This window comes from Streptomyces sp. SAS_272, assembly GCF_052543235.1.
The window spans coordinates 39,253-62,237 of sequence record NZ_JBMNDR010000023.1 but is presented as its reverse complement, the minus strand read 5'-3'; the positions used below and the strand labels follow the sequence as shown (position 1 = coordinate 62,237).

The window sequence follows — 22,985 nt, the reverse complement described above, 5'->3', positions numbered from 1 at the left end:
TCAGGAACCCTGCCTGATAAATAGAGGGCGTCTCCGGCCGGTCCGCCGACCGGGTCCCCCTCGACCGTGGGAGGATTCCCGCCATGCCCGCAACCCCGAGCACCGCCCGGGCCATCAACGACCGGCTCGCCCTGCGGCTGCTGCAACACGAAGGCCCGTTGACGGCGGGGCAGTTGAAACAGCTCACCGGCCTGTCCCGTCCCACGGTGGCCGACCTCGTCGAACGCCTCGCCGCCGCCGGGCTCATCCACGTGGTCGGGGAGGCCGGCGAGCAGCGCCGCGGGCCCAACGCCAAGCTCTACGGCATCGTCGCCGACCGCGCGCAGCTGGCCGCGCTGGACGTGCGGACGGAGGGGGTCGCCGTACTGGTCTCGGACCTGGTGGGCCGGGTGCTCGCGGAGGCCTCGGTGCCGATCGGCGGCGACACGGGCACCGGAACGGCCGTGGAACGGGCCGTCGCGCTGGTCGAGCGCGTGGTGAAGGAGGCGGGCGCCGACCGGCTGCACACCCTGGGCATCGGCGCGCCCGGACTGATCGACCCCGCGAGCGGGGAACTGCGCGACTCCAGCGGTCTGCCCGAGTGGCACCGCCGTCTGGTCGCCGCCCTCCAGCAACGGTTCCCGCGGGCCCGCGCGCACATCGAGAACGAGACCAACCTGGCCGCCCTGGCCGAGCAGCGCGAGGGCGCGGCCCACGACCGCGACACGTTCGTCCTGCTGTGGCTGGGCCACGGCACCGGCGCGGCCGTTGTCCTGGACGGAGCCCTGCGCCGGGGCGCCTCCGGCGGCGCCGGCGAGATCGGTTTCCTGCCGGTCCCCGGCACGAGCGGACTGCCCTCGGCGACCGACTGCGAGGGCGGCTTCCACTCCCTGGCCGGCTCCGCGGCGATCACCGGCCTGGCGGCGACGTTCGGCCTGACGCCGGGACCGCACACCGAGGAACCGGTGGCCGCGGCCCTGGTGCGGGAAGCGGTGGCGGTGGTGCGCGGCACGGAAGGGGAGCACGCCGGGGAACCGGAGCCCTTGGAGCCCTCGGCGCGGGAAGCGGGATTCGCGGTGGGCGAGGCGGCACCCGGGGCAGCCGGGGCGTTCGTGGCGGCCGGGGCGGCAGGCGAGGCATCCGGGCGGCGTGTCGCCGCCGCGCGTTTCCTCGATGCCCTCGCCGACCGGCTGGCCCTCGGCGCGGCCTCCGTCGTCGCCGTCCTCGACCCGGGCTGTGTGGTGCTCGGCGGCGAGGTCGGACAGGCGGGCGGGAAGGTCCTGGCCGACCGGGTGGCGCGGCGGCTGCGGCACATGGCCCCACTGCCCACCGAGGTGCGACCCGGCGTGCTGGGCGGCGGCGCGGTGCTGCGCGGGGCGCTGCTCACCGCCCGCGAATCCGCCCAGGAGGACCTCTTCGCGACGGCGGCGGCCGGCAGCCCCGAGATGCCCCGGGTTCTGGTGCCGTGACCGGAGAGTTCACCGGCAGACCTTTCCGGTCACGACACCACTAGGGCGTGCTTCGAAGGTAGCGTCGTCTGCCCGAAGGGCAGACGGGACTTTCGAAACACGACTAGCGCCGGACGCGGGTGGCCAGGTAGTCCTCGAAGGTGCCCCTGCCCACCGCCCGTTCCGGGGCCAGATGGCCCCCGGAGCGGAAGCCCCGGTAGGCCGCGCCCCACAGCGGCACGTTCACCACCGCGCACCGCCTGCCGCTCGCCTTCAGGTACGCGCGGGCCAGCGACTCGGCCGTGCGCACCTCGGGGCCGCCCATGTCGTCGACCCGCCCGGCCGGCGCGCCGACGGCCAGCTCGGTGAGCCGGTCGGCGACCTCCGCCACCTCCACCGGCTGGTCGCTCACCTGGGCGGGCAGCAGCAGCACCGGGACCTTGGCGAGCGCCTGGAGCGCCTGGACCAGCAGATCGTGGAACTGCGTCGCGCGCAGCACCGTCCAGCCGAGCCCGGACTCCGCCACGAGCTTCTCCACGGCGAGCTTCGCCCGGTAGTAGGGGTACGGCACTTGGTCCACGCCGACGATCGAGATGTACACCAGGTGTGTCACCCCGGCCCGGCGGGCCGCGGCGATCAGGCGTGCGGTCGCCCGCTCGTCGCCGCCGCGCGGCGAGCTGGCGCAGTGCACGACCGTGTCCACGCCCGTCACGGCCGCGTCCAGGGCGGGTCCGCCCTCGCGCAGGTCGACGGCGTACGGTTCGGCGTGCCGGCTGAGCACCCGCACCTCGTGCCCGCCCGCTCGCAGCCGTTCCACGACGAGCCTGCCGAGGGTTCCGGTCCCGCCGGTCACCAGGATCGTGCTCATGCTGTTCAGTCCCTCCGGACAGCGGACGCTCCCTGCCGGAACGTCCTCCGGCAGCGCAGACCGGGCAGCCCCCGCGGAATGTGACAGCGGCGGCGCGAACGCGGCGACCGGCGCTACATCCGGCTGAGCTGGCGGCCCACAAAGTCAAGTTTGTCCGGGTTCAGCATGACCTGCACCGCTGTGATCTCGTCCCCGCCTTCGAAGCCGAGCGTGGCGATCAGGGCGCCGTCGTCGTGGACCAGTGCGCCCGGTGCGGCGTTGAGCTCGACGGCCGTCAGCGAGAAGCCTGCCGCGAACGTCCGGAACCCGGCGTCCAGGAAGCGCAGCACCTTCTCGCGGCCCAGGATCGGCCGCAGAGCCGTCCTCACCCGTCCTCCGCCGTCGCTCCACCACTCGACGTCGGCGGCGAGCACCTTCTCCAGTGCCCCCAGGTCGCCGTCCCGCGCAGCCCTCACGAACGAGGCGACGAGCTCCGCCCGGCGAGCGGGCGCGGCCTCGAAGCGCGGGCGTGCCGCCGCCACCCGTTGCACCGCCCGCCGGTGCAGCTGGCGGCAATGGGCCTCGCTCAGGTCGAGGACCTCGGCCGTCTCCCGGTGCGGGTAGGCGAACGCCTCCCGCAGCACGTACACCGCCCGCTCCTGCGGGGTGAGCGTCTCGAGCAGCATCAGCATCGCCAGTGACACCGCCTCGCGCTGCTGCGCGGACTCCAGGGGATCGAGCGTGCCGTCCGAGGTGAGGACCGGTTCCGGCAGCCATTCGCCGACGTACGTCTCGCGCCGGGCGCGCGCCGAGGTGAGCCGGTTCAGGCACAGGCGAGTGACGGTCTTCGCCAGCCAGGCCGCGGGGTGCGCGATGCCGGCACGGTCGGCTCCGCTGAACCGCAGGTAGGCGTCCTGCACCGCGTCCTCGGCCTCGTGGGCCGCGCCCAGCATCCGGTAGGCCAGTCCGAACAGCCGGGACCGGTGGGCCTCGAACTCGTCGGCGCCGGCGGCCGGCCTGGGTTCACCCTGCTCCATGGGGACACCCTGGCAGAGCGGGCGGCCGGCCGTGCGAGGAGGCCCGGCGGCGGGCAAGGGCCGTCGTCACCGCCGCCGGGCCGCACGGCTCGAGCCTAAAAAGGACTAGACCAGTCCGTCAATAGGTATGGACCAATGGGGTGTTGGTCTGGGGAGAGGGCGTCCTGTGAGCCAACCCACATCCTTCACCTGTATGGACGCCTGTCGGCCGTGGCAGACTGACTCTGTACCAAAAGCAGCGCACTCCGGGGTCGGTGAAAGTCCGAACCGGCGGTTACAGTCCGCGACCCGTCCGCTTCCAGCGGCCGGTTGACCAGGTGAAATTCCTGGACCGACGGTTAAAGTCCGGATGGGAGGCAGTGCGCGGCGGGCGGGCATTCGTGCGCGTCGTCGTATATGTACTCGTCATTGGACGAGTCTGTCCGGCGTCGTCCCGGTGCCGCTGCCCGTACCTGCTGTCGTCATCGACAGGCCCCGGAGTCCGTGCCCTATGAGGCAGGAGGACCCGGGAAGTGTTCACCGGAATCGTCGAAGAGCTGGGTGAGGTCACCGCCGTCGAGAGTCTCGGCGACGCCTCCCGCTTCCGGCTGCGCGGCCCCGTCGTCACCGACGGCGCGAAGCACGGCGACTCCATCGCCGTGAACGGGGTCTGTCTCACCGTCGTCGAGCACGAGGGCGACGAGTTCACCGCCGACGTCATGGCGGAGACCCTGAACCGATCCAGCCTCGGCGCACTCGCCGTCGGCTCCCGGGTCAACCTCGAACGCCCCACCGCCGTCGGCGCACGTCTCGGCGGCCACATCGTGCAGGGACACGTCGACGGCACCGGCGCCGTGCTGGAGCGCAGGCCGTCCGAGAACTGGGAGATCGTCAAGGTCTCCCTCCCGGCCGAACTCGCCCGGTACGTCGTGGAGAAGGGCTCCGTCACCGTCGACGGCATCAGCCTCACGGTCGTCGAGGCCGGCCCGGACTACTTCACCGTCAGCCTCATCCCCACCACCCTCGCGCTGACCACGCTCGGCCTCAAGCAGCCCGGCGACCCGGTCAACCTCGAGGTCGACATCGTCGCCAAGTACGTCGAGCGTCTGCTGGCCACCACGCAGCAGGGAGCGGGCAAGTGAACTGGCTGAACTCCGAAGCGTTCGTCGCGTTCGACCAGCACATCATCTGGTCGGACATGATCGGGAACATCCTCGGCCTGATCACCCTCGCCCTCGGCTGGCGTCGCTCGCTGCTCACCTGGCCGGTGCAGTTCCTCTCCGGGCTCGTCCTCTTCGTGGCCTTCTACGGCCACCTCGCCGGCAGCGCAGGCAAACAGGTCGTCGTCATGGTCGTCGCCCTGTACGGCTGGTGGCAGTGGAACCGCAGCAAGGGGCGGTCCGCGGACGGCCAGATCACCCCCCGCTTCGCCACCTGGCCCGAGCGCGCGGTCATGATCGGCGCCGCCGCGGCGGGCACGGTCGCCGTCGCGCTCCTCTTCAAGGCCAACCCGTCCCTGTCCTGGGACCCCTGGCCGGACGCCTACATCTTCGTCGGCACCATCGTCGCCATGTACGCCCAGGCGCGCGGCATGGTCGAGTTCTGGATCGCCTGGCTCCTCGTCGACGTCGTCGGCGTCCCCCTCAACTTCGCCAACGGCTACGCCTTCTCCGGCTTCGTCTACGTCATTTACGGCGCGCTCGTCCTGTGGGGCATGCGCGACTGGTGGCTGCGGTCCCGCAAGGCCTCGCAACCCGCTCTGGAAGGAGCGCCGGCATGAGCACGGCACCGATCCTGTACAGCACCGAAGGCCTGGAAGACCTCAGCCTCGACCCCGTGGAGCAGGCCGTCGCCGACATCGCGGCCGGCCGCCCCATCGTGGTCGTCGACGACGAGGACCGCGAGAACGAGGGCGACCTCGTCGTCGCCGCCGAGAAGGTGACGCCCGAGATCGTCGCCTTCATGATGAGCGAGTGCCGCGGCCTGATCTGCGCCCCCATGGAGAGCGACGAGCTGGAGCGCCTGAAGCTCCCGCAGATGGTCGACGACAACACCGAGTCGATGACCACCGCGTTCACGGTCTCGGTGGACGCCTCTGCAGCCCACGGTGTCACCACCGGCATCTCCGCCGCCGACCGCGCCGCCACGCTCCGGCTGCTGGCGAGCGGCGAAGCCGGACCGGCCGACTTCGTGCGCCCCGGCCACGTCTTCCCGCTGCGCGCCCAGCCCGGCGGCGTGCTGACCCGCAACGGCCACACCGAGGCCGCCGTGGACCTCGCCCGTCTCGCGGGGCTGCGCCCGGCCGGCGCGATCGTCGAGATCGCCGGCGAGGACGGCCGGATGCTGCGCCTGCCCGAACTGATCCCGTTCGCCCGCAAGCACGGCCTGACGATCATCTCCATCGAGGACCTGATCGCCTACCGGCGCAGCGCCGAGCCGACGGTCCGCCGCGAGGCCGAGACCCGACTGCCCACCGTGCACGGCACGTTCACCGCGTACGGCTACCGCTCCACCGTCGACGGCGTCGAGCACGTCGCCCTGGTCCACGGAGAGATCGGCGACGGCGAGGACGTCCTGGTCCGCGTCCACTCCGAATGCCTCACCGGCGACGTCTTCGCCTCCCTGCGCTGCGACTGCGGCCCCCAGCTCGACGCATCCCTGGAGCGCATCCAGAGCGAGGGCCGGGGCGTGCTGGTCTACCTGCGCGGACACGAGGGCCGGGGAATCGGTCTGCTGTCCAAGCTGAGGGCCTACGAACTCCAGGAACAGGGTCACGACACCCTCGACGCCAACCTGGAGCTGGGCCTGCCCGCCGACGCCCGCGACTACGGGGCCGGGGCGCAGATCCTCGAGGACCTCGGCGTGCGCGGCGTCCGCCTCATGACGAACAACCCGGAGAAGAGCGAGGCGCTCGTCCGGCACGGCATCGAGGTCATCGAGCGCGAGCCGATGCCCGTCCAGGCGGGCGAGCACAACATCCGCTACCTGCGCACCAAGCGGGACCGGATGGGACACGACCTGCCCTGGCTGGACGCGGCCCCCGTGTCCCCCTGCGGCAACCAGTAAGCACGACCGGCACCGAGGAGGGACGAGAACGTGAGCGGCAAGGGCGCACCGGAGCTGTCCGTACGCAATGTGGGTGACCTCAGGGTCGCCGTCATCGCGGCCCAGTGGCACGAGAAGGTGATGGACGGTCTGGTCGACGGCGCGCTGCGCGCCCTGCACGACCTCGGCATCGACGAGCCGACCCTGCTGCGGGTCCCCGGCAGCTGGGAACTGCCGGTGGTGGCCAAGGTGCTGGCCGGGCGGGGCTACGACGCGATCGTCGCCCTCGGCGTCGTCATCCGAGGCGGCACACCGCACTTCGAGTACGTGTGCCAAGGGGTCGTCCAGGGCCTCACCCAGGTCTCCGTCGAGACCGGCGTGCCCGTCGGCATGGGCGTCCTCACCTGCGACACCGAGGAGCAGGCCCTGGACCGGGCCGGCATCGAAGGCTCCAACGAGGACAAGGGGCACGAGGCGGTGACGGCGGCGGTGGCGACCGCGGCCACCCTCCGTTCAGTATCCGAACCCTGGCGGTAGGCGGACCGGGAGAACGGCTAGGGTGGGCAGCACCATGTCCAAGAAGACGTTCGAGGAGCTCTTCTCCGAGCTCCAGCAGAAGGCCGCCAGCGGCGACCCCGCCACTTCCCGTACCGCGGAACTCGTCGGGAAGGGCGTCCATGCCATCGGCAAGAAGGTCGTCGAAGAGGCCGCCGAGGTGTGGATGGCCGCCGAGTACGAGGGCAAGGAGGCGGCTGCGGAGGAGATCTCGCAGCTGCTCTACCACGTCCAGGTGATGATGGTCGCCCGCGGAATCTCGCTGGACGACGTCTACGCCCACCTGTAGAACCGCATTGCCGACCCGCCCCTTTTCCGTTCCACGCGAAGGAAGCCGACCTCATGCTGCGCATCGCCGTCCCCAACAAGGGTTCCCTGTCCGGCCCTGCGGGGGACATGCTGCATGAGGCCGGCTACCAGCAGCGCCGGGAGAGCAAGGAACTGCGCATCGTCGACCCGGTCAACGAGGTGGAGTTCTTCTACCTCCGCCCCCGCGACATCGCGATCTACGTCTCCTCCGGCCGCCTCGACATCGGCATCACCGGCCGTGACCTGCTGATCGACTCAGGCGCCGACGCCGAGGAGATCCTGCCGCTCGGCTTCGCCCGCTCCACCTTCCGCTTCGCCGGCAAGCCCGGCGCGGCGACCGGCGTCGAGGACCTCAAGGGCAAGACGGTCGCCACCTCCTACGAGGGCATCGTGGCCGGCCACCTCGCCGACCACGGCGTCGAGGCGTCCGTCGTCCACCTCGACGGCGCCGTCGAGACCGCGATCGAGCTGGGCGTCGCCGAGGTCATCGCCGACGTCGTCGAGACCGGCACCTCGCTGCGCAACGCGGGTCTGGAGGTCTTCGGCGAACCCATCATGAAGTCCGAGGCCATCGTGATCCGCCGCACCGGCGCGGACGCCGAGGAGCCCAAGGTGCAGCAGTTCCTGCGCCGCCTGCAGGGCGTCCTGGTGGCCCGGACGTACGTGATGATGGACTACGACTGCCGCGTCGAGCAGCTCGAGAAGGCCGTCGCGCTGACCCCGGGCCTGGAGTCGCCGACCGTCTCCCCGCTGCACAACGAGGGCTGGGTCGCGGTCCGCGCCATGGTCCCCGCCAAGGAGGCGCAGCGGATCATGGACGACCTGTACGACATCGGCGCCCGCGCCATCCTGACCACGGCCATCCACGCCTGCCGCCTCTGACCTCCGCCGGGAACATGTCCGACCTGCCTGCGCTCCCCGTCGTCTTCCGGCCGGGCCGCACCCGTGTGGTGCTGCTCACGGCCGGAGTGGCGATCCTCCTCGTCATCTCCGCCGTCGCGATGCTGCTGGAGCAGCTCGGTCCGGGCGAGCGGCTCAGTTTCATCCTTACCGGCGCCCTCGTGTTCTGGGTGCTGGCCCGGCTCGCCCGGGTGCGGGTGATCGCCGACGACGCCGGCGTCACCGTCGTGAACATCGCCGGCACCAGGCGTCTGGCCTGGGCGGAGATCCTCCAGGTGAACCTCCGTCCGGGCGATCCGTGGGTGTTCCTGAACCTCAGCGACGGCACCAGCCTGCCCGCTCTCGGCATCCAGCCCGGCATCGACAAGCAGCAGGCCATCAGTGACGCACGGGCGCTCCGGGCGCTCGCCGAGGCCCGCACGATCCACGACCCCGAGACGCCCCCCGAGCAAGATCAGGGCTGACTCGGGGCCCGCTGCCCTGCCGCAGAACCCCCTGTCTTGATTAATCTGGTGACGGAGGCGCACCCTTGCGCCCCCGCCCCTGCTGTGCCCTGCCGGGCTCACGGGGGTTCCTGCTACCCGAGGAGTGACTCCCTCCGGCGATGGACGGTTCGTCCTGTAGTACCTGCGCCGCCCCCACCCGACCTGGTTCGGAGGCGGCGGCATCATGACCACCCCCTTGCTGCTCCTGGCAGCCGCGTTCCTGCTCATCCTCGCCAACGGCTTCTTCGTCGCCGCCGAGTTCGGCCTTGTCACGGTCGAGCGCCCGGACGCGGAGCGGGCCGCCGCCGAGGGCGACAGGCGAGCCGGCACGGTCGTCGAGTCGCTGAAGGAACTCTCCTTCCAGCTCTCCGGCACCCAGCTCGGCATCACCATCACCTCCCTCGTCGTCGGCATGCTCGCCGAACCGGCGCTCGCGGAGCTGCTCAGCGGCCCGTTCACGGCGATCGGCGTCCCCGAGGGCGCCGTCTCCGGGGTCGCCGTCGTCGTCGGCATGCTGCTGGCGTCCGCCGTGCAGATGGTGATCGGCGAACTCGTGCCCAAGAACTGGGCGGTGTCCAAGCCGTTGCAGGTCGCGCGTTTCGTCGCGGGGCCGCAGCACGTCTTCGCCCGCCTCTTCCGGCCGGTGATCGCCGCCCTCAACACCGTCGCCAACCGCCTGGTACGGGCCCTGGGCGTCGAGCCCGCCGACGAGCTGGCCTCCGCGCGGACCCCCGGCGAGCTCGTCTCCCTGGCCCGCCATTCGGCCCAGGCCGGCGCCCTCGAACAGGACACGGCCGACCTCTTCGTACGGACCCTCTCGCTGGCCGAACTGACCGCGCAGCACGTCATGACCCCGCGCGTGAAGGTCAGCTCCCTGCAGTCCACGGCCACCGCGGAGGACGTCGTGAACCTGACCCGGGCCACCGGTCTGTCCCGGTTCCCGGTCTACCGCGAGAAGATCGACGAAATCGTCGGCATGGTCCATCTGAAGGACGCCCTGGCGGTCCCCGTCCACGACCGGCTGCGCACTCCGGTCGTCCGTATCGCCCGCCCGGCCCTGCTGGTCCCGGAGACGCTGCCGGTCCAGCCCCTGCTGGCCCGGCTGCGCAGCGAGCAGCCCATCGCCGTCGTCGTCGACGAGTACGGCGGCACGGCCGGCGTGGTCACCTTGGAGGACATCGTCGAGGAGATCGTCGGCGAGGTCCGCGACGAGCACGACGGCCAGGATTCCCCCGAACTCGCCGCCGCCCCGCCCGAGGAGGGCAGGCCCGCCTGGGACGTGGACGGCAGCTGCCGGGTCGACACCCTCCAGCGCATAGGACTCGAGGTCCCCGAGGGACCGTACGAGACGGTCGCCGGCCTCGTCGCCGACCTGCTCGGACGCATCCCCGCCGTCGGAGACCGGACGGAGCTGCCCGGCTGGCGGCTCTCGGTGCGCCGGGTCGGCCACTACCGGGCCGAACGGGTCCGGCTGGTGCGCACCGGCCAGGTCGTGGAGGTCGCCCGATGAGCGCCCTCCAACTCGTCTTCGCCGCGCTGCTCGTGCTCGCCAACGGCTTCTTCGTCGGCGCCGAGTTCGCGCTCGTCTCCGTCCGCCGCAGCCAGATCGAGCCGCTGGGCACCGCGCGCGCCCGCCAGGTCCTCTACGGACTGGAGCGCCTGCCGCAGATGATGGCGGCGGCCCAGTTCGGCATCACCGTCTGCTCCCTCACCCTGGGCGCGGTCGCCGAGCCGACCGTCGCCGAGCTGCTCGAGCCGTTGTTCGAGTGGGTGCACCTCCCGCACGGGATGATCCATCCGCTGGGCTATGTCATAGCCCTCGCGGCCGTGGTGTTCTTCCATCTCGTGATCGGCGAGATGGTTCCGAAGAACCTCGCCATGGCGGCGCCGGAGAAGACCGCGCTGTGGCTCAGCCCCGGCCTGGTCGCGTTCGCCCGGCTGTGCCGGCCGATCACGGTCGCGCTCGGCGCCTGCGCCCGGGGCATCCTGCGGCTCTTCCACGTCGAGCCGAGGGACGAGGTGGAGGCCGTGGTCACCAGCGAGCAGCTGAACCGTCTGCTGGAGGACTCCGGCCAGGCCGGTCTGCTCGGCCCGGAGGAGCAGGAGCGCCTGGAGGACGCGCTCGAGCTCGGCTCCCGTCCCGTCACCGACGTCCTGCTCCGGCGCGAGTCCCTCGTCACGGTCAGTCCGGCGGTCACCCCGGGCGAGATCGTCGAGCTGACCGCCCGCACCGGCTACTCCCGCTTCCCCGTGGCCGCGGAGACCGGCGCCTTCATGGGCTACCTGCATGTGAAGGACGTCCTCGACCAGGAGGACTCCGAGCGGGCGGTGCCGCAGCAGCTGTGGCGTCCCATGACGACGCTCCGCTCCGAACTCCCGCTGGACGACGCGCTGACCGTGATGCGCCGGGCGGCGACCCATCTGGCACAGGTCGCCGACGCCTCCGGCAAGGTCCTCGGCCTGGTCGCTCTGGAGGACGTGCTGGAACTGCTGGTGGGCGAGGTCACCGACCCCGCCCACCGCGAGGTTCCAGAAGTGAGGCTGACGGAGCCGAGGGCGAGCGACGAACCGGAGGAGGCACTGGCGAGCTGACCGGGGCCCGCCGACCCGCCGACCCGCCGACCCGCCGACCCGCCGACCCGCCGACCCGCCGTCCCGCCGGCCCAGCCCGGTAGGGCGCGGTCCGGCTTGCGGCGGCGACCGTGCGAGCCGGTGGCCAGGCCGGCGAGCGAGCCGGCCCGACCCCTCGACCCGGCCAGGCCGCCGGGCGGGCGGGGCGGCCGACGGTCGGCGCGGGCGGGGCCGGCCGTCGGGTGGCCGTGGCGGCCGGGTGGTCGGCACGACGCGGCGAGTCGTCGGGGCCGACGACTGCGGCGGTCCGGCGGGCGGGGCGAACGGTTCGGTTGCCGTTCCGACCGGTGGGCCGTTCGGCCCGGCAGGCCTGGCGGCCCGTGTGGCGGCGGTCAGGCCCACCGGGCGGTGCACACTCTCTCGGCGAGCCGCGCCGGGAACGGCGAGCTGTGCCGGGCCCAGGGGTGCGCGTGTCCCGGCGGACCGGCATCGGCGCCGCGATCCACACCGGTGCGGGCCCGGAGGCCGGTGCGGGGCGCGCGGGTGGGAGGGTCAGATGACAGACGGGTCCTGCGGGGCGCGCAGGTCGGATGCGTCAGATGGCCGACGGGTCCTGCGGCCCCCGCCCCGACAGCACCTCTCCGTATGCCTGCATCAGGTCGGGCAGCCGCAGCGTCGACAGGTCGTCGCGGGTCAGCGCGCCCGGATAGGCGGACAGACGCAGGTCCCGGTAGGCGCAGCTCTTCTCGTACAGGGTTCGCAGGAAACGCCCGTTGCCGAGCTCGTCGATCCAGCCCTGGTCGACCACGTGCCCGGCGATCGAGCGCAGCTCGTCCAACGCCTCCTCGTCCCACGCGTCGCCGTTCTCCGCGGCCAGCACCTCTCCGATGGAGGTGAGTTCGAGTGGACGGTAGGAGGGGAAGTCGACGCGGGTCGTGAAACGGGAGGACAGCCCGGGATTGGCTGCCAGAAGGCGGTCCATGCCCTCCGGATAGCCGGCCAGGATCACCACCAGGTGGTCCCGGTTGTCCTCGGCCCGCTTCAGCAACACCTGCAACGCCTCGTCGCCGTAGGCGTCGCCCTTGCCGTAGCCGGAGTTCGAGAGCGAGTACGCCTCGTCGACGAAGAGCACCCCGCCGAGGGCGGAGTCGATCAGTTCGTTGGCCTTCACGGCGGTCTGGCCGAGGTACTCGCCGACCAGGTCGGCCCGCTGGGCCTCCACCAGGTGGTCGCCGCCCAGCAGACCGAGGGCGTAGAAGACGCGGCCGAGAATGCGGGCGACCGTGGTCTTGCCGGTGCCGGAGGGGCCGGAGAACACGAAGTGCCGCTTCGGAGGCTGCACCGGAAGGCCCTGACCGGTCCGCAGCCGCGCCATGTTGAGCTGCGCCGAGAGCGCTTTGACCTGGCGTTTCACCGGCTCCAGCCCCACCATGCGCTCCAGCTCGGCGAGCGCTTCCTCGAGTAACGCGGGGTCGGTGGGACCGGCCGGCAGCGGTGGCGACGAGCGCACGACGTGCTTCTCGCGCACCGTCGGGTCGGTCACCGAGGGCATGGGCACGACGGGCGGCGGATCCGAGGGCTCGAGCCGCAGGTCGCGGCCCTCCGTGCCGAACAGTGGATCGAAGCCGTCCGGCCCGTCCGCCGTGTCCTGCCCCAGCCCGCTGAGCGTGATCGCCGCCAGATCCGCCGTGTCGTCGTATCCGTCGCCCTCCGAGATCGCGGCGAGCCGCGCCGAGGTGTCCATGAAGGCGGCGTCGACGCGGTGCACCGCCCGGTACAGGGGGAGGGCGGCCGCCGAACGGCCGGTGCCCTCGTGCGCCCGGGCCAGCCAGTACCGCAGCTCCTTGCGCTGCGGCTGTTCGCTGCGGCAGCGCATCAGAGCCGCCGAGAGCAGTGGCTCGGCCTGGCCGTACATCTCCAGGCGTACCCGGGCCATCCCGCCGAACAGGCCGGCCTCGATGCACAGCAGCGGGTCGTCGAGCAGCGAGTCCGTGTACCGGACCAGCTGCTCCCAGTCCTTGACCAGGTACGCGCGACAGGCGTGCAGGAAGCGGACCTGGTGGTCGGCGTCGACGGGCGGGAGCCCGGCGAGCGCCCGGTCCAGTTCGGGCACATGGCGGCCGTCGAGCCAGTGCGAGGCGTGGGCGAGCAGCAGATCGCGGGGGCTCTCCAGGACCGGTTGGACCCACCAGCCGAGCCAGTACCAGGAGTTGAGGGTGCGGCGGTGCCGTGAACGCTGCTCCCCGAACCGTTCTCGGTGGCGGAACATCCGCAGCAGTGCGGTCGTCGTGTCGACGCGCAGCGCGTGCAGCCCGAGCCAGCCGTCGGCCATCCCGGGGTCGATCCGCACCGCGGTGCGGAACTCCTCCTCCGCCTGCGGATAGGCGCCCATGGTGTAGGCGTCCACGCCTCGAAGCCAGGCGAGGTCGGCGGGAGCCTCGGGGCCCTGCGTGCCGAAGTCCATCACGTCCCCCACAGACCGTGCCCCCGTCGGTATGCCGCCGGACGTCGCCCGTCGGCTGCCTTGGTCGAACCGCTGTGCCGCGGACCGGAGTTGCCAGGTGCGCGCAGCAGCCGTCCAGGTCGCACCGAGGGCATCGTACCTGCGGGAGAGGGGCTCGCCGTAGGGCGCCGCACAGGCCGTTCGAGGGGGTGGGAGCAGACGGGGCGCATACCGCGCGGTGACCCTGGGTGAGCGGATCGCGTCGCGTCAGGTCCGAAAAGGGGGCCCGGAGCCAGGTCCGGACAGAACGAAGCCCCCGATCACGGGGGAACAACCGGGGGCTTCGCGTCCTGGGGCGGCCACGATCGCCGCGCATTGAGAACGTAAGTCCTGTACGGGCCGCCGGTCAAGCAGAGTTGGAGCACTTGGCGAAGTTCGAACGCAAGGGTCTTCACGAGTTCACCACATCGCGGGTGGTCCCTCACGGTGGGTGACATCGCGGTCCGGACCAGAACCCTTCGCAGGCCCCGGCAGTACCTCGTACCTCTGCTTCAACTGCCGTACCAGCAGGGCGGCGTGCGGTCGCGACGGGTCATCGGCGAAGTGACGGACTTCGGCCGGAACCCACCCGTCCCAGAACGCGCGCTGCTCCTCTCCGTCGCGTGCCCGGCCGCGTGCCCAGGACTCCTCGGGCGGCAACTCCATCCACAGCAGGCACGCCAGGTGCGGCCGCAGGGCGCGGCGGCCGGCGCCGACCCCCTCGACCAGCACGACGGGGGCGGCGGGCAGGCTGCGGGGCGGGCCGAAGCGATGGGCATGCCAGTCGTAGGGCGTGTAGTGCGCGCTCTCGCCGTTGCCGAAGGGCTCGATCACCTGGGAGAGCAGGCGTCCGGTCCATGAGAACAGCTCGTCGTGGGACGCGATGTCGTCGAGGTGCAGCACCGGGGCGCCGTCCAGCGCCTCCGCCAGCAGTCCGGCAAAGGTGGACTTCCCCGATCCGGCGTGCCCGTCGACGCCGATCAGACGCACCGGTCCGCAGGACGGCGGCAGACAGAGGAGTCGGGAGGCGAGCTGACGGATGACGGATCCTGGGGTGTGCGGGGCCGAGGGCCATGGAACGGCGGGCGACGCGGTGGTCCTTCGGTGCGGTGGTCCCTCGCTTCGGTGCGGCGGTGCGGCGGTGCGGCGGTGCGGCGGTGCGGCGGTGCGGCGGTGCGGCGGTGCGGCGGTCCTTCGGTACGGCGGGTGAGTCTACGGGGCGCCGTCGCCGTCGGTGGGCCAGACCGATGGTGGTGGGCGCGGCACGGACCCACCTGCTGGAAGCCGCGTTCGGCTCCCCTCATAGTGGCCGAACAGCCGCAGAGCGACACCGGGCTGTACAGAGTCGTACGGACCGCACAGACCCTCGGGAGTCTCCACTTATGAGCAGTCCCATGAGCAGTCCCATGAGCCGAGCCATGAGCCGAGTCGAACAGCCGTCCCGCAGATCGGTACTCGTCGCCGCGGTCGCCGCCGCGGTGGCGGGGGGACCGTCGTCCGCCGCGTCCGCCACCGAGGCGAGAGGCGCCGAGGCGAGCGCCACCGAGGCGACCGGCGGCGCGGACGCCGAAGCCGCGCCGGCCCGATCCGTCGACTATCGCGGCTGGACCACGTACGCCGACTGGCGCTCCGGCGTCGCCGACGGCGCCCGTGCTCTGGCCGGGATCCGCCCGGGCGTCGCCATCGCCGCCCCGCTCGGCGTCGTCGACCACACCGATCCGCACAGCAGGACGACCGCGTCCTGGGAGTACGCGACCTGGACGTCGCCTCTCCACCGGCTCGCCGTCCCCGCGACCGAGGTGATCGCTTCCTGGAACGCGAGCACCCCCGCCGGCAGCTGGATCCAGGTCGAGATCGGGGGCGCGTACTCCGACGGCACGGACACGCCCTGGTACGTGATGGGCCGCTGGGCCTCCGGAGACCAGGACATCAAGCGGTCCTCGGTCGACGGCCAGAGCGACGGCAGAAGCACCGTGTGGACCGACACGCTCGCGATCGACGATGCCGCGAGCGGTCTGCGTCTCGACGCCTACCGCCTCCGGCTCACCCTGTACCGCCGCCCCGGCACCGACATCACGCCGACCGTGTGGCGGCTGGGGGCGATGGGCTCCGACGTGCCGGACCGTTTCACCGTGCCGGCCTCCGTGCCCGGCCTCGCGCGGGAACTGCGCGTCCCCCGCTACTCGCAGGAGGTGCACAAGGGCCAGTACCCCGAGTACGACAACGGCGGCGAGGCCTGGTGCAGTCCCACCTCCTCGCAGATGATCGTCGAGTACTGGGGCGGTCGGCTCACCGACGAGCAGTTGGCGTGGGTCGACCCCTCCTACGCCGACCCGCAGGTGTGCCATGCGGCCAGGCACACCTACGACCACCAGTACGCCGGCTGCGGCAACTGGCCGTTCAACGCCGCCTACGCCGCCACTTTCGAGGACCTGCAGGGCGTGGTCACCCGGCTCGGCTCCCTCACCGACCTCGAGACGCTCATCGGCGCGGGGATCCCGGCCATGACGTCACAGTCCTTCCTCAAGGAGGAGCTCACCGGAGCGGGGTACGGGACCTCGGGGCACCTGATGACCGTGATCGGCTTCACCGCCGGGGGCGACGTGATCGCCAACGACCCGTTCTCGGCGGACGACGCGACGGTGCGGCGGGTGTATCCGCGGCGGGAGTTCGAGAACGTCTGGCTCAGGACCAGGCGTCACAACGCGACGGGAAAGGTCGTCTCCGGCACGGGCGGCGTCTGTTACCTCTACTTTCCGGCGCGTCCCAGCGCCCGCCAGTGCCAGGCCCTGACGGCAGTGGGAATCCGGATGTGAGCAAGATCTCTGCCACAAAAGGCCCGGCGAGTGGCAGGGTGGACGGATCGGTGGGGGGATCCACCAGTACGTCCGACTTCAGCGAGACATCATGACTGCTCAGACAGCCACTGCCACCCGCACCCGCACCCGTACCGGCGGCCCGGAAACCGACGGTCCGAAGATCCTGGAGCACGCTCTGGGCTGGGTCCTCGTCGCGGTTCTCGCGATGCTGGTCACCCAGCTCGGACTGCTCTGACGGGTGTGATCTGACGCACGGTTGACCTGACATACTGCGGATGTCCCGCCGACTGCCCGAGACCAGGGTCGAAATTGAATATCAGTGAACAGCGCGAAGTCGTACGCCCTCGGGCGCGCGGTACCGAGCGCTCACTGGCGCGTCGCGCCGAACTCATCTCCATCGGGCGGAAGTTGTTCGCCGACACGTCCTACGACGCGCTCTCGATGGACGACATCGCCCGGCAGGCGCATGTCGCCAAGGGGCTGATCTACTACTACTTCCAGTCCAAGCGCGGCTACTACCTGGCCATCATCCAGGACTCCGTCGCCGACCTGGTCACCTTTGCGGCGAGCGGCCTCGAACTGTCCCAAGTGGGCCGGGTGCAGCGCACCATCGACGGTTATCTGCGCTATGCCGAGCACAACCAGGCCGCCTACCGCACGATCGTGAGCGGCGGCGTCGGCTTCGACACCGAGGTCCACGGCATCCGGGACGGCGTACGTGCGGCGATGGTGGCGACCATCGCCGAGGGCGCGTACGGCCGCAGTGACGTGCCGCCGCTGCCGCGCATGGCCCTGCTCGCCTGGGTGTGCAGCGTCGAGGGGGTCACGCTGGAGTGGATCGACCGTCCCGAGCTCACCCGAGAGATCATGGTCGAGTTGCTGGTGAAGACCCTGGGCGGCGCCCTGCGCGCCATCGAAGACCTCGACCCCGCTTTTCCGGCGCCCAAGCCGGCCCGCCGCGAGGGCTGACCGGCAGGGCGGGTGCGCAGCGCCCCCCGTCGGCGGGGCGCCCGCACAGCGGCCCATCCGCCGACGGGGCGGACCTGCCGAGGCGACTGCTCAGGCGGGAGAGCTCACGCTCCTTCGCCCGGCCGCGGCCGCCCGGCGGGCCGCCCGACCGCCCTGGCTCAGCTCGCCGTTCGGCGCGTCATCGCCCGTCGCCCACCGGATCCGCGAGTCCGCTGAACTGACCCCGCCTCACCTGCGGCGCGGCCAGCCGCACCCACTCCGGGTCGTGACGCCCTGGAAGGGTGCGGCCCCGGTCGGCCCAGGTCCGCAGCAGGTCACGGTAGATGGGCGGGTCCTGAGGGGGCGACGGAGCCAGCGGAACCGATTCTGCGTGCACGGGCTCCGGATGCATCGGTGCGAAGAGCTGGCGGTGACGCCCGGGAGCAGCCGAGTAGGTGGGGGTCATACCAGGGCAACGCGGGTCCGCGCGACGGAGTCACCGGCAGGCAGGGGTGCGCGTGAGTTCGGGATGTGCCCCCGGGCCACTGCGACGTCCGTGCAGACGTACTCCCGGAGGGTGCCCGTTCGGCCGACCAGGGCGCACCGAACCTGCACCACGCCTGCCGGCCGTGGTGCGGTCCAGTCACCGGAGTGGAGCGGAGGGAGCGGGCGCGGGAAACGCCGATCAGGCGGCCGCGCGGCGCATCGCCGGGACACGCATCGGGCGCGAACCCGGGCCGCCGACGTGCGAGAAGGGCTGCGTACGCCAGTCCAGTCCCTGAGGGAGCGTCAGCAGGAGTGCGGTGTCCTGCTCCTGGAGTTCCGCGGACTCGTCCGCGGGACGGGCCTCGGCCGCCCCACGCCCCGTGCCGGCGCAGACCGTGAGCCCGAACGGGTTCCACGGCGAGGCGCACAGCGCGTGCTCCGGCAGGCTCTCCTCGTCCGCGAGCAGCGCGATGGGCTGCGTGCAGTCCGGGCAGATCACCCGGTACATCTCGAAGGTGTCGTACGCGTCGATCTGCTCGGCGGCGTCACCGTCGAAGTCGTCGGCGCCGAAGGGTTCGACGCCCTCCGGCTCGGGCTCTCCGACGGACTGGAGCCGCTTGGGCGCGGTGCGACCAGGGCGCTTGAAACTCTGCATGTGATTCTCCCCCTCGGGCTGGGTCGTGACGGCAGTGCGGCCTCGACCACAGCAAGCACTTCCCAGCCCGTCCCGGCGGTAACCACCAGGCCATCACGAAGCGTTCACGAGTGCTGTGGCATTCGTCACATGCCGCTTGCAGGTGCCCCCCGCGCGAGCGCCGAAGGCGCGCCGCCGCGAGCGCCGTCCGGGCGCCGCACCGGTCGTCGCGCGGGCCGCTCCGCACACATCACAAACGGGGTATGACCTGCGCTGTATAGGTATACGCGGAGATCGCGCTGCCTGTAAGTTCTTGCGTCATGGAGGAGCTGGACCGACAAATCGTGCAGCTGCTCGTCAAGGACGGGCGGATGAGCTACACCGATCTGGGCAAGGCCACGGGCCTGTCCACATCTGCCGTGCACCAGAGGGTGCGCAGGCTGGAACAGCGCGGCGTCATCCGCGGGTACGCGGCCGTCGTCGACTCGGAGGCCGTCGGGCTGCCCCTGACCGCCTTCATCTCGGTGAAGCCGTTCGACCCCAGCGCCCCCGACGACATCGCCGAGCGGCTGGCGGACGTTCCGGAGATCGAGGCCTGCCACAGTGTGGCCGGGGACGAGAACTACATTCTCAAGGTCCGCGTGGCCACCCCGCACGAGCTGGAGGAGCTGCTGGGGCGGCTGAGGGCGCTCGCCGGCGTGTCGACACGCACGACGGTCGTCCTGTCCACCCCCTACGAGGCGCGGCCGCCGCGGATCTGAGGGGCCCCTGGGGCACGGGCGCGCCCGGGGAGGCGCGAGACTGTTCCCCATGAGTGAGCACGCCCCCGAGCCGAAGACCGTCCTGCTCCGCCGAGGAGAGGTTCACAGCCCCGCCGATCCCTTCGCGACCGCGATGGTCGTCGAACGCGGCCAGGTCGCCTGGGTCGGCTCCGAGGGCGCCGCAGACGCCTTCGCCGGCGGCGTCGACGAGGTGGTCGACCTGGACGGCGCCCTCGTCACCCCGGCGTTCACCGACGCCCATGTGCACACCACGTCCACCGGCCTCGCTCTCACCGGACTCGACCTGTCCGCGGCTCCTTCCCTGGCGGCCGCACTCGCCCTGGTGCGCGAGTTCGCGGTGTCCCGGCCGCGGGACAAGGTGCTGCTGGGCCACGGGTGGGACGCCTCCCGCTGGCCGGAGGGCCGCCCGCCGCGGAGGGCGGAACTGGACGAGGCCGCCGGCGGCCGGCCGCTCTACCTCAGCCGGATCGACGTCCACTCGGCCGCGGTCACCACCGCGCTGCTGGCCCTCGCCCCCCGGGCCCGGGACGCGGCCGGCTTCGCCGCCGACGAGCCGCTCACCCGCGACGCCCACCACGCCGTCCGGGCCGCCGCGTTCGCAGCCGTGACGCCCGCCCAGCGCACCGAGGCCCAGCGGGCCGCCCTCGCCCACGCCGCGTCGCTCGGCATCGGGTCCGTCCACGAGTGCGCCGGCCCGGAGATCTCCTCCGAGGACGACTTCACGAACCTGTTGCGGCTCGCGGCCGAGACGTGCGGCCCACGCGTCGTCGGCTACTGGGCGGAGCGCGACGTGGACAAGGCCCGCGAGCTCGGCGCGCTCGGGGCCGCGGGAGATCTGTTCGTCGACGGGGCCCTCGGCTCCCACACCGCGTGTCTGCACACCCCGTACGCCGACGCCGGCCACACCGGGGTCGCGTACCTGGACGCCGCCGAGGTCGCCGCCCATGTGACGGCCTGCACCGAAGCAGGGCTCCAGGCCGGCTTCCACGTCATCGGCGACGCCGCCGTCACGGGCGTCGTCGAGGGCGTCCGCGCGGCCGCCGAGAAGGTCGGCCTCGCTCGGATCCGCGCCGCCCGCCACCGTGTGGAGCACGCGGAGATGCTGACGCCCGAGACCGTCGCCGCCTTCGCCGAACTGGGCCTCACCGCCTCCGTCCAGCCCGCCTTCGACGCCCTGTGGGGCGGCGAACAGGGCATGTACGCGCAGCGGCTGGGCGTGGACCGGGCGAGGACCCTGAACCCGTTCGCCGCTCTGCTGCGGGCCGGCGTGCCGCTCGCCTTCGGCTCCGACAGCCCGGTCACCCCGCTCGACCCGTGGGGGACCGTGCGCGCCGCCGCCTTCCACCGGACCCCGGAACACCGCGTCTCCGTGCGCGCCGCGTTCACCGCGCACACCCGCGGCGGCTGGCGGGCGGTCGGCCGGGACGACGCGGGGGTGCTGGTCCCGGGCGCGCCGGCCGACTACGCGGTCTGGCGCACGGAGGAACTGGTGGTCCAGGCCCCCGACGACCGCGTCGCCCGCTGGTCCACCGACCCCCGCTCCGGAACCCCCGGACTGCCCGATCTGACGCCGGGGACCGATCTCCCGGTGTGTCTGCGCACCGTGGTGGGCGGCCGGACGGTGTTCGTGCGGCCGAGCGAGTGATCTCCCGGGCCGGCCCGGAAAAGATCACCCGTCCGCCCGTCGTCGTGCGATGCGGGCCCTCTCCCGGCTGACCTGCGCGTTGGCAGAAGACCCGCAGGTCGAACCGCTGTTGACAGCTGACGGCGGCAGGCCGGTAGGTTCGGCGGAGTCCACCACCGGACGCCCCGCCCGGGGAACATCCGCGCACTCGCCGCGGCGCCGCTGGGTCAGGGACGGTGTGCCGAACCGGCGCACCTCCACTGGCAGCCAGGCTCAGCGCCCGCGCCGCAGCGAGGGAACGTTCCGGCCGGTCGGGGAGGTGTGACCCGGGTGGGGCCCGTGTGCTCAGTAGACAACGGCTTTCGGTCGACCCGCAGCCAGCGGGTCCCGGGCCGGCCCGAAGGGCGCCGGGCCCCCATCCGCAGCCACCCCCACACGCGTGCGGGGCAGGCTTTCACCTCCGGCATGGCCGGTGTGCACATACGGGCCCAAAAGTACATCTCTACCCCGCTTCCGTGGATTCGACACCGTCGTTCGCACCTCCTGTCACGTCATCGCAGGCTGGGGCCACTAAGGTGGTCTCCGGCGAACGGACATGAAGGGGCAGCAGTGAACGACGGCGACGGGACCCTCGCGGCACAGGACCGGGGGAGGACGTTCGGTCCGCTCGGCACGGCCTTGGTGATCATCCCGACCTACAACGAGGCGGAGAACATCAAGAGCATCGTCGGCCGGGTGCGGGAGGCTGTTCCCGAGGCCCACGTCCTCGTCGCCGACGACAACAGCCCCGACGGCACCGGACGGCTCGCCGACGAGCTGGCCGCCGCGGACGACCAGGTCCAAGTGCTGCACCGCAAGGGCAAGGAAGGCCTCGGCGCCGCCTACCTCGCGGGCTTCCGATGGGGCCTGGACAACGACTACGGCGTGCTGATCGAGATGGACGCCGACGGCTCCCACCAGCCCGAGGAACTGCCGCGGCTGCTCACCGCGCTCAAGGGCGCGGACCTGGTCCTCGGCTCACGCTGGGTGCCGGGCGGCCGGGTCGTGAACTGGCCCAGGTCCCGCGAGGTCATCTCGCGCGGCGGCAGCCTCTACTCCCGCCTGGCCCTCGACCTGCCCCTGCGGGACATCACCGGCGGCTACCGGGCCTTCCGCCGCGAGACCCTCGAGGGGCTGGGCCTGGACGAGGTCGCCTCCCAGGGCTACTGCTTCCAGGTCGACCTGGCCCGCCGCGCGGTCAAGGGCGGCTTCCACGTGGTCGAGGTCCCCATCACCTTCGTCGAGCGCGAGCACGGCGACTCCAAGATGAGCCGCGACATCCTCGTCGAGGCCCTTTGGCGGGTCACGGCCTGGGGTGTGGGGGAGCGGGTCGGCAGGATCACCGGACGGACCCCCGACCAGCCCGAGCGTCCGCAGTCGCCCGCCAAGTCGCACAGCGAGGGCTGATCGTCCCCTTACGCCGTTCTGAGCCGGGTCCGGGCACACTGGATGCATGACGACTGGAGCTCCGACCCCCGCCTACCCGACCTCCGACCGGCCCGGCCGTCCTCAGCCCCAGCCCCGCCGCTCGCGACTGCGCACGTTCGTGCCCCTGGGCCTCGCCGCGTGGCTGGTGCTGGAGATCTGGCTGCTGACGACGGTCGTCGGCGCTTCCTCCGGCCTCGTGGTGTTCCTGCTCCTGATCGCCGGGTTCGTGCTCGGCTCGGTGGTCATCAAGCGGGCGGGCCGCCGTGCCTTCCGCAACCTCAACGAGGCCCTGCAGCGGGGCGCCGCCCCCAGCCGCGGGGGCAACGGCCTGATGATGCTCGGCGGGCTGCTCCTGATGATCCCGGGCCTGCTCTCCGATGTCGTCGGCCTGCTCCTGCTCCTTCCGCCGGTCCAGAAGGCGGTCGGCGCCTTCGCCGAGCGCAGGCTGCGCGCGGCGGCGGCCACTCCGGGCACCCTGGGGGACGCCTTCCAGCAGGCGCGCATCCACCGCCCCGACGGCAAGGTGGTCCAGGGCGAGGTCGTCCGGGACGACCGGTAGAGCCTGCGGCAGGCGCTGAAGTCCTCGGA

At 72.1% G+C, this 22,985-nt stretch carries 22 protein-coding genes and 1 riboswitch; of the genes, 17 read left to right on the top strand and 5 right to left on the bottom strand.

Translation table 11 applies throughout. From position 1 onward, the window contains the following. Positions 1–83 precede the first annotated feature (83 nt). On the top strand, positions 84–1,448 hold the full coding sequence (locus ACN6LD_RS16005; RefSeq protein ID WP_319195396.1) for an ROK family transcriptional regulator: 1,365 nt from the start codon (positions 84–86) through the stop codon (positions 1,446–1,448). Positions 1,449–1,551: 103 nt separating this feature from the next. Here ACN6LD_RS16005 and ACN6LD_RS16000 read toward each other — a convergent pair whose 3' ends face one another. Together ACN6LD_RS16000 and ACN6LD_RS15995 are read right to left on the bottom strand one after the other, a co-directional pair. Next, positions 1,552–2,295, bottom strand: a complete 744-nt coding sequence (locus ACN6LD_RS16000) for an SDR family oxidoreductase (protein WP_445043509.1) — start codon at positions 2,293–2,295, stop codon at positions 1,552–1,554. A gap of 113 nt (positions 2,296–2,408) precedes the next feature. Further along, on the bottom strand, positions 2,409–3,311 hold the full coding sequence (locus ACN6LD_RS15995; protein WP_445043508.1) for an RNA polymerase sigma-70 factor: 903 nt from the start codon (positions 3,309–3,311) through the stop codon (positions 2,409–2,411). A 236-nt stretch (positions 3,312–3,547) separates the two neighbouring features. Then, positions 3,548–3,678: riboswitch (FMN riboswitch) on the top strand. 145 nt (positions 3,679–3,823) lie between these two features. Here ACN6LD_RS15995 and ACN6LD_RS15990 point away from each other — a divergent pair. From ACN6LD_RS15990 to ACN6LD_RS15950, 9 genes are all read left to right on the top strand, one after another. After that, the gene (locus ACN6LD_RS15990; protein WP_319195402.1) at positions 3,824–4,432 is read left to right on the top strand and encodes a riboflavin synthase; all 609 of its coding nucleotides are present in this window, start codon (positions 3,824–3,826) and stop codon (positions 4,430–4,432) included. Beyond that, positions 4,429–5,070 (top strand): nicotinamide riboside transporter PnuC, encoded by a 642-nt coding sequence (gene pnuC / locus ACN6LD_RS15985; RefSeq protein WP_319195404.1) that lies wholly within the window; start codon positions 4,429–4,431, stop codon positions 5,068–5,070. The genes ACN6LD_RS15990 and pnuC overlap by 4 nt, the downstream gene beginning before the upstream one ends. Beyond that, positions 5,067–6,356: a bifunctional 3,4-dihydroxy-2-butanone-4-phosphate synthase/GTP cyclohydrolase II gene (locus tag ACN6LD_RS15980; RefSeq protein WP_319195406.1), complete on the top strand. Its 1,290-nt coding sequence runs from the start codon at positions 5,067–5,069 to the stop codon at positions 6,354–6,356. Before pnuC ends, ACN6LD_RS15980 begins: the two co-directional genes overlap by 4 nt. Positions 6,357–6,386: 30 nt before the next feature. Continuing rightward, a complete protein-coding gene (gene ribH, locus ACN6LD_RS15975) occupies positions 6,387–6,872 on the top strand; it encodes a 6,7-dimethyl-8-ribityllumazine synthase (RefSeq protein ID WP_057583696.1) in 486 nt (161 codons plus the stop codon). Between the two features lie 34 nt (positions 6,873–6,906). Further along, positions 6,907–7,179 (top strand): phosphoribosyl-ATP diphosphatase, encoded by a 273-nt coding sequence (locus ACN6LD_RS15970; RefSeq protein WP_057583788.1) that lies wholly within the window; start codon positions 6,907–6,909, stop codon positions 7,177–7,179. Positions 7,180–7,232: 53 nt separating this feature from the next. Next, positions 7,233–8,081 carry an ATP phosphoribosyltransferase gene (gene hisG, locus ACN6LD_RS15965; protein ID WP_057583698.1) on the top strand — a complete coding sequence of 283 codons (849 nt, stop codon included), beginning with the start codon at positions 7,233–7,235 and terminating at the stop codon, positions 8,079–8,081. 14 nt (positions 8,082–8,095) lie between these two features. After that, positions 8,096–8,563, top strand: coding sequence for a PH domain-containing protein (locus tag ACN6LD_RS15960; protein WP_319195409.1), 468 nt, complete (start codon positions 8,096–8,098; stop codon positions 8,561–8,563). Between the two features lie 205 nt (positions 8,564–8,768). Beyond that, on the top strand, positions 8,769–10,094 hold the full coding sequence (locus ACN6LD_RS15955) for a hemolysin family protein (protein WP_319195411.1): 1,326 nt from the start codon (positions 8,769–8,771) through the stop codon (positions 10,092–10,094). Next, positions 10,091–11,176, top strand: a complete 1,086-nt coding sequence (locus tag ACN6LD_RS15950; protein ID WP_107445038.1) for a hemolysin family protein — start codon at positions 10,091–10,093, stop codon at positions 11,174–11,176. Before ACN6LD_RS15955 ends, ACN6LD_RS15950 begins: the two co-directional genes overlap by 4 nt. Positions 11,177–11,750: 574 nt before the next feature. Here the strand turns inward: ACN6LD_RS15950 and ACN6LD_RS15945 are convergent. Together ACN6LD_RS15945 and ACN6LD_RS15940 are read right to left on the bottom strand one after the other, a co-directional pair. Then, a complete protein-coding gene (locus ACN6LD_RS15945; RefSeq protein ID WP_319190949.1) occupies positions 11,751–13,619 on the bottom strand; it encodes an AAA family ATPase in 1,869 nt (622 codons plus the stop codon). A gap of 438 nt (positions 13,620–14,057) precedes the next feature. Continuing rightward, positions 14,058–14,678 (bottom strand): uridine kinase family protein, encoded by a 621-nt coding sequence (locus ACN6LD_RS15940; RefSeq protein WP_319190954.1) that lies wholly within the window; start codon positions 14,676–14,678, stop codon positions 14,058–14,060. Between the two features lie 377 nt (positions 14,679–15,055). On the opposite strand from ACN6LD_RS15940, the gene ACN6LD_RS15935 reads away from it, so the two are divergent. From ACN6LD_RS15935 to ACN6LD_RS15925, 3 genes are all read left to right on the top strand, one after another. Continuing rightward, positions 15,056–16,453: a peptidase C39 family protein gene (locus ACN6LD_RS15935; protein WP_319190947.1), complete on the top strand. Its 1,398-nt coding sequence runs from the start codon at positions 15,056–15,058 to the stop codon at positions 16,451–16,453. A gap of 91 nt (positions 16,454–16,544) precedes the next feature. Then, positions 16,545–16,691: an SCO1431 family membrane protein gene (locus tag ACN6LD_RS15930; RefSeq protein ID WP_319190945.1), complete on the top strand. Its 147-nt coding sequence runs from the start codon at positions 16,545–16,547 to the stop codon at positions 16,689–16,691. Between the two features lie 74 nt (positions 16,692–16,765). Next, entirely contained in the window at positions 16,766–17,425 is a 660-nt protein-coding gene (locus tag ACN6LD_RS15925; RefSeq protein WP_319190943.1) for a TetR/AcrR family transcriptional regulator, read from the top strand. Between the two features lie 664 nt (positions 17,426–18,089). Here ACN6LD_RS15925 and ACN6LD_RS15920 read toward each other — a convergent pair. Continuing rightward, a complete protein-coding gene (locus tag ACN6LD_RS15920) occupies positions 18,090–18,545 on the bottom strand; it encodes a hypothetical protein (protein WP_319190939.1) in 456 nt (151 codons plus the stop codon). 299 nt (positions 18,546–18,844) lie between these two features. Between ACN6LD_RS15920 and ACN6LD_RS15915 the strand changes: the two genes are divergently transcribed. The 4 genes from ACN6LD_RS15915 (at position 18,845) to fxsA (ending at position 22,956) form a co-directional block, all read left to right on the top strand. Continuing rightward, positions 18,845–19,285, top strand: a complete 441-nt coding sequence (locus ACN6LD_RS15915) for an Lrp/AsnC family transcriptional regulator (RefSeq protein WP_057583720.1) — start codon at positions 18,845–18,847, stop codon at positions 19,283–19,285. A gap of 49 nt (positions 19,286–19,334) precedes the next feature. Next, positions 19,335–20,951, top strand: a complete 1,617-nt coding sequence (locus tag ACN6LD_RS15910) for an amidohydrolase (RefSeq protein WP_445043507.1) — start codon at positions 19,335–19,337, stop codon at positions 20,949–20,951. 588 nt (positions 20,952–21,539) lie between these two features. Next, positions 21,540–22,376 carry a polyprenol monophosphomannose synthase gene (locus ACN6LD_RS15905; RefSeq protein ID WP_319190934.1) on the top strand — a complete coding sequence of 279 codons (837 nt, stop codon included), beginning with the start codon at positions 21,540–21,542 and terminating at the stop codon, positions 22,374–22,376. Positions 22,377–22,422: 46 nt separating this feature from the next. After that, a complete protein-coding gene (gene fxsA, locus ACN6LD_RS15900; protein ID WP_445043506.1) occupies positions 22,423–22,956 on the top strand; it encodes an FxsA family membrane protein in 534 nt (177 codons plus the stop codon). The last annotated feature ends 29 nt before the right edge of the window (positions 22,957–22,985 follow it).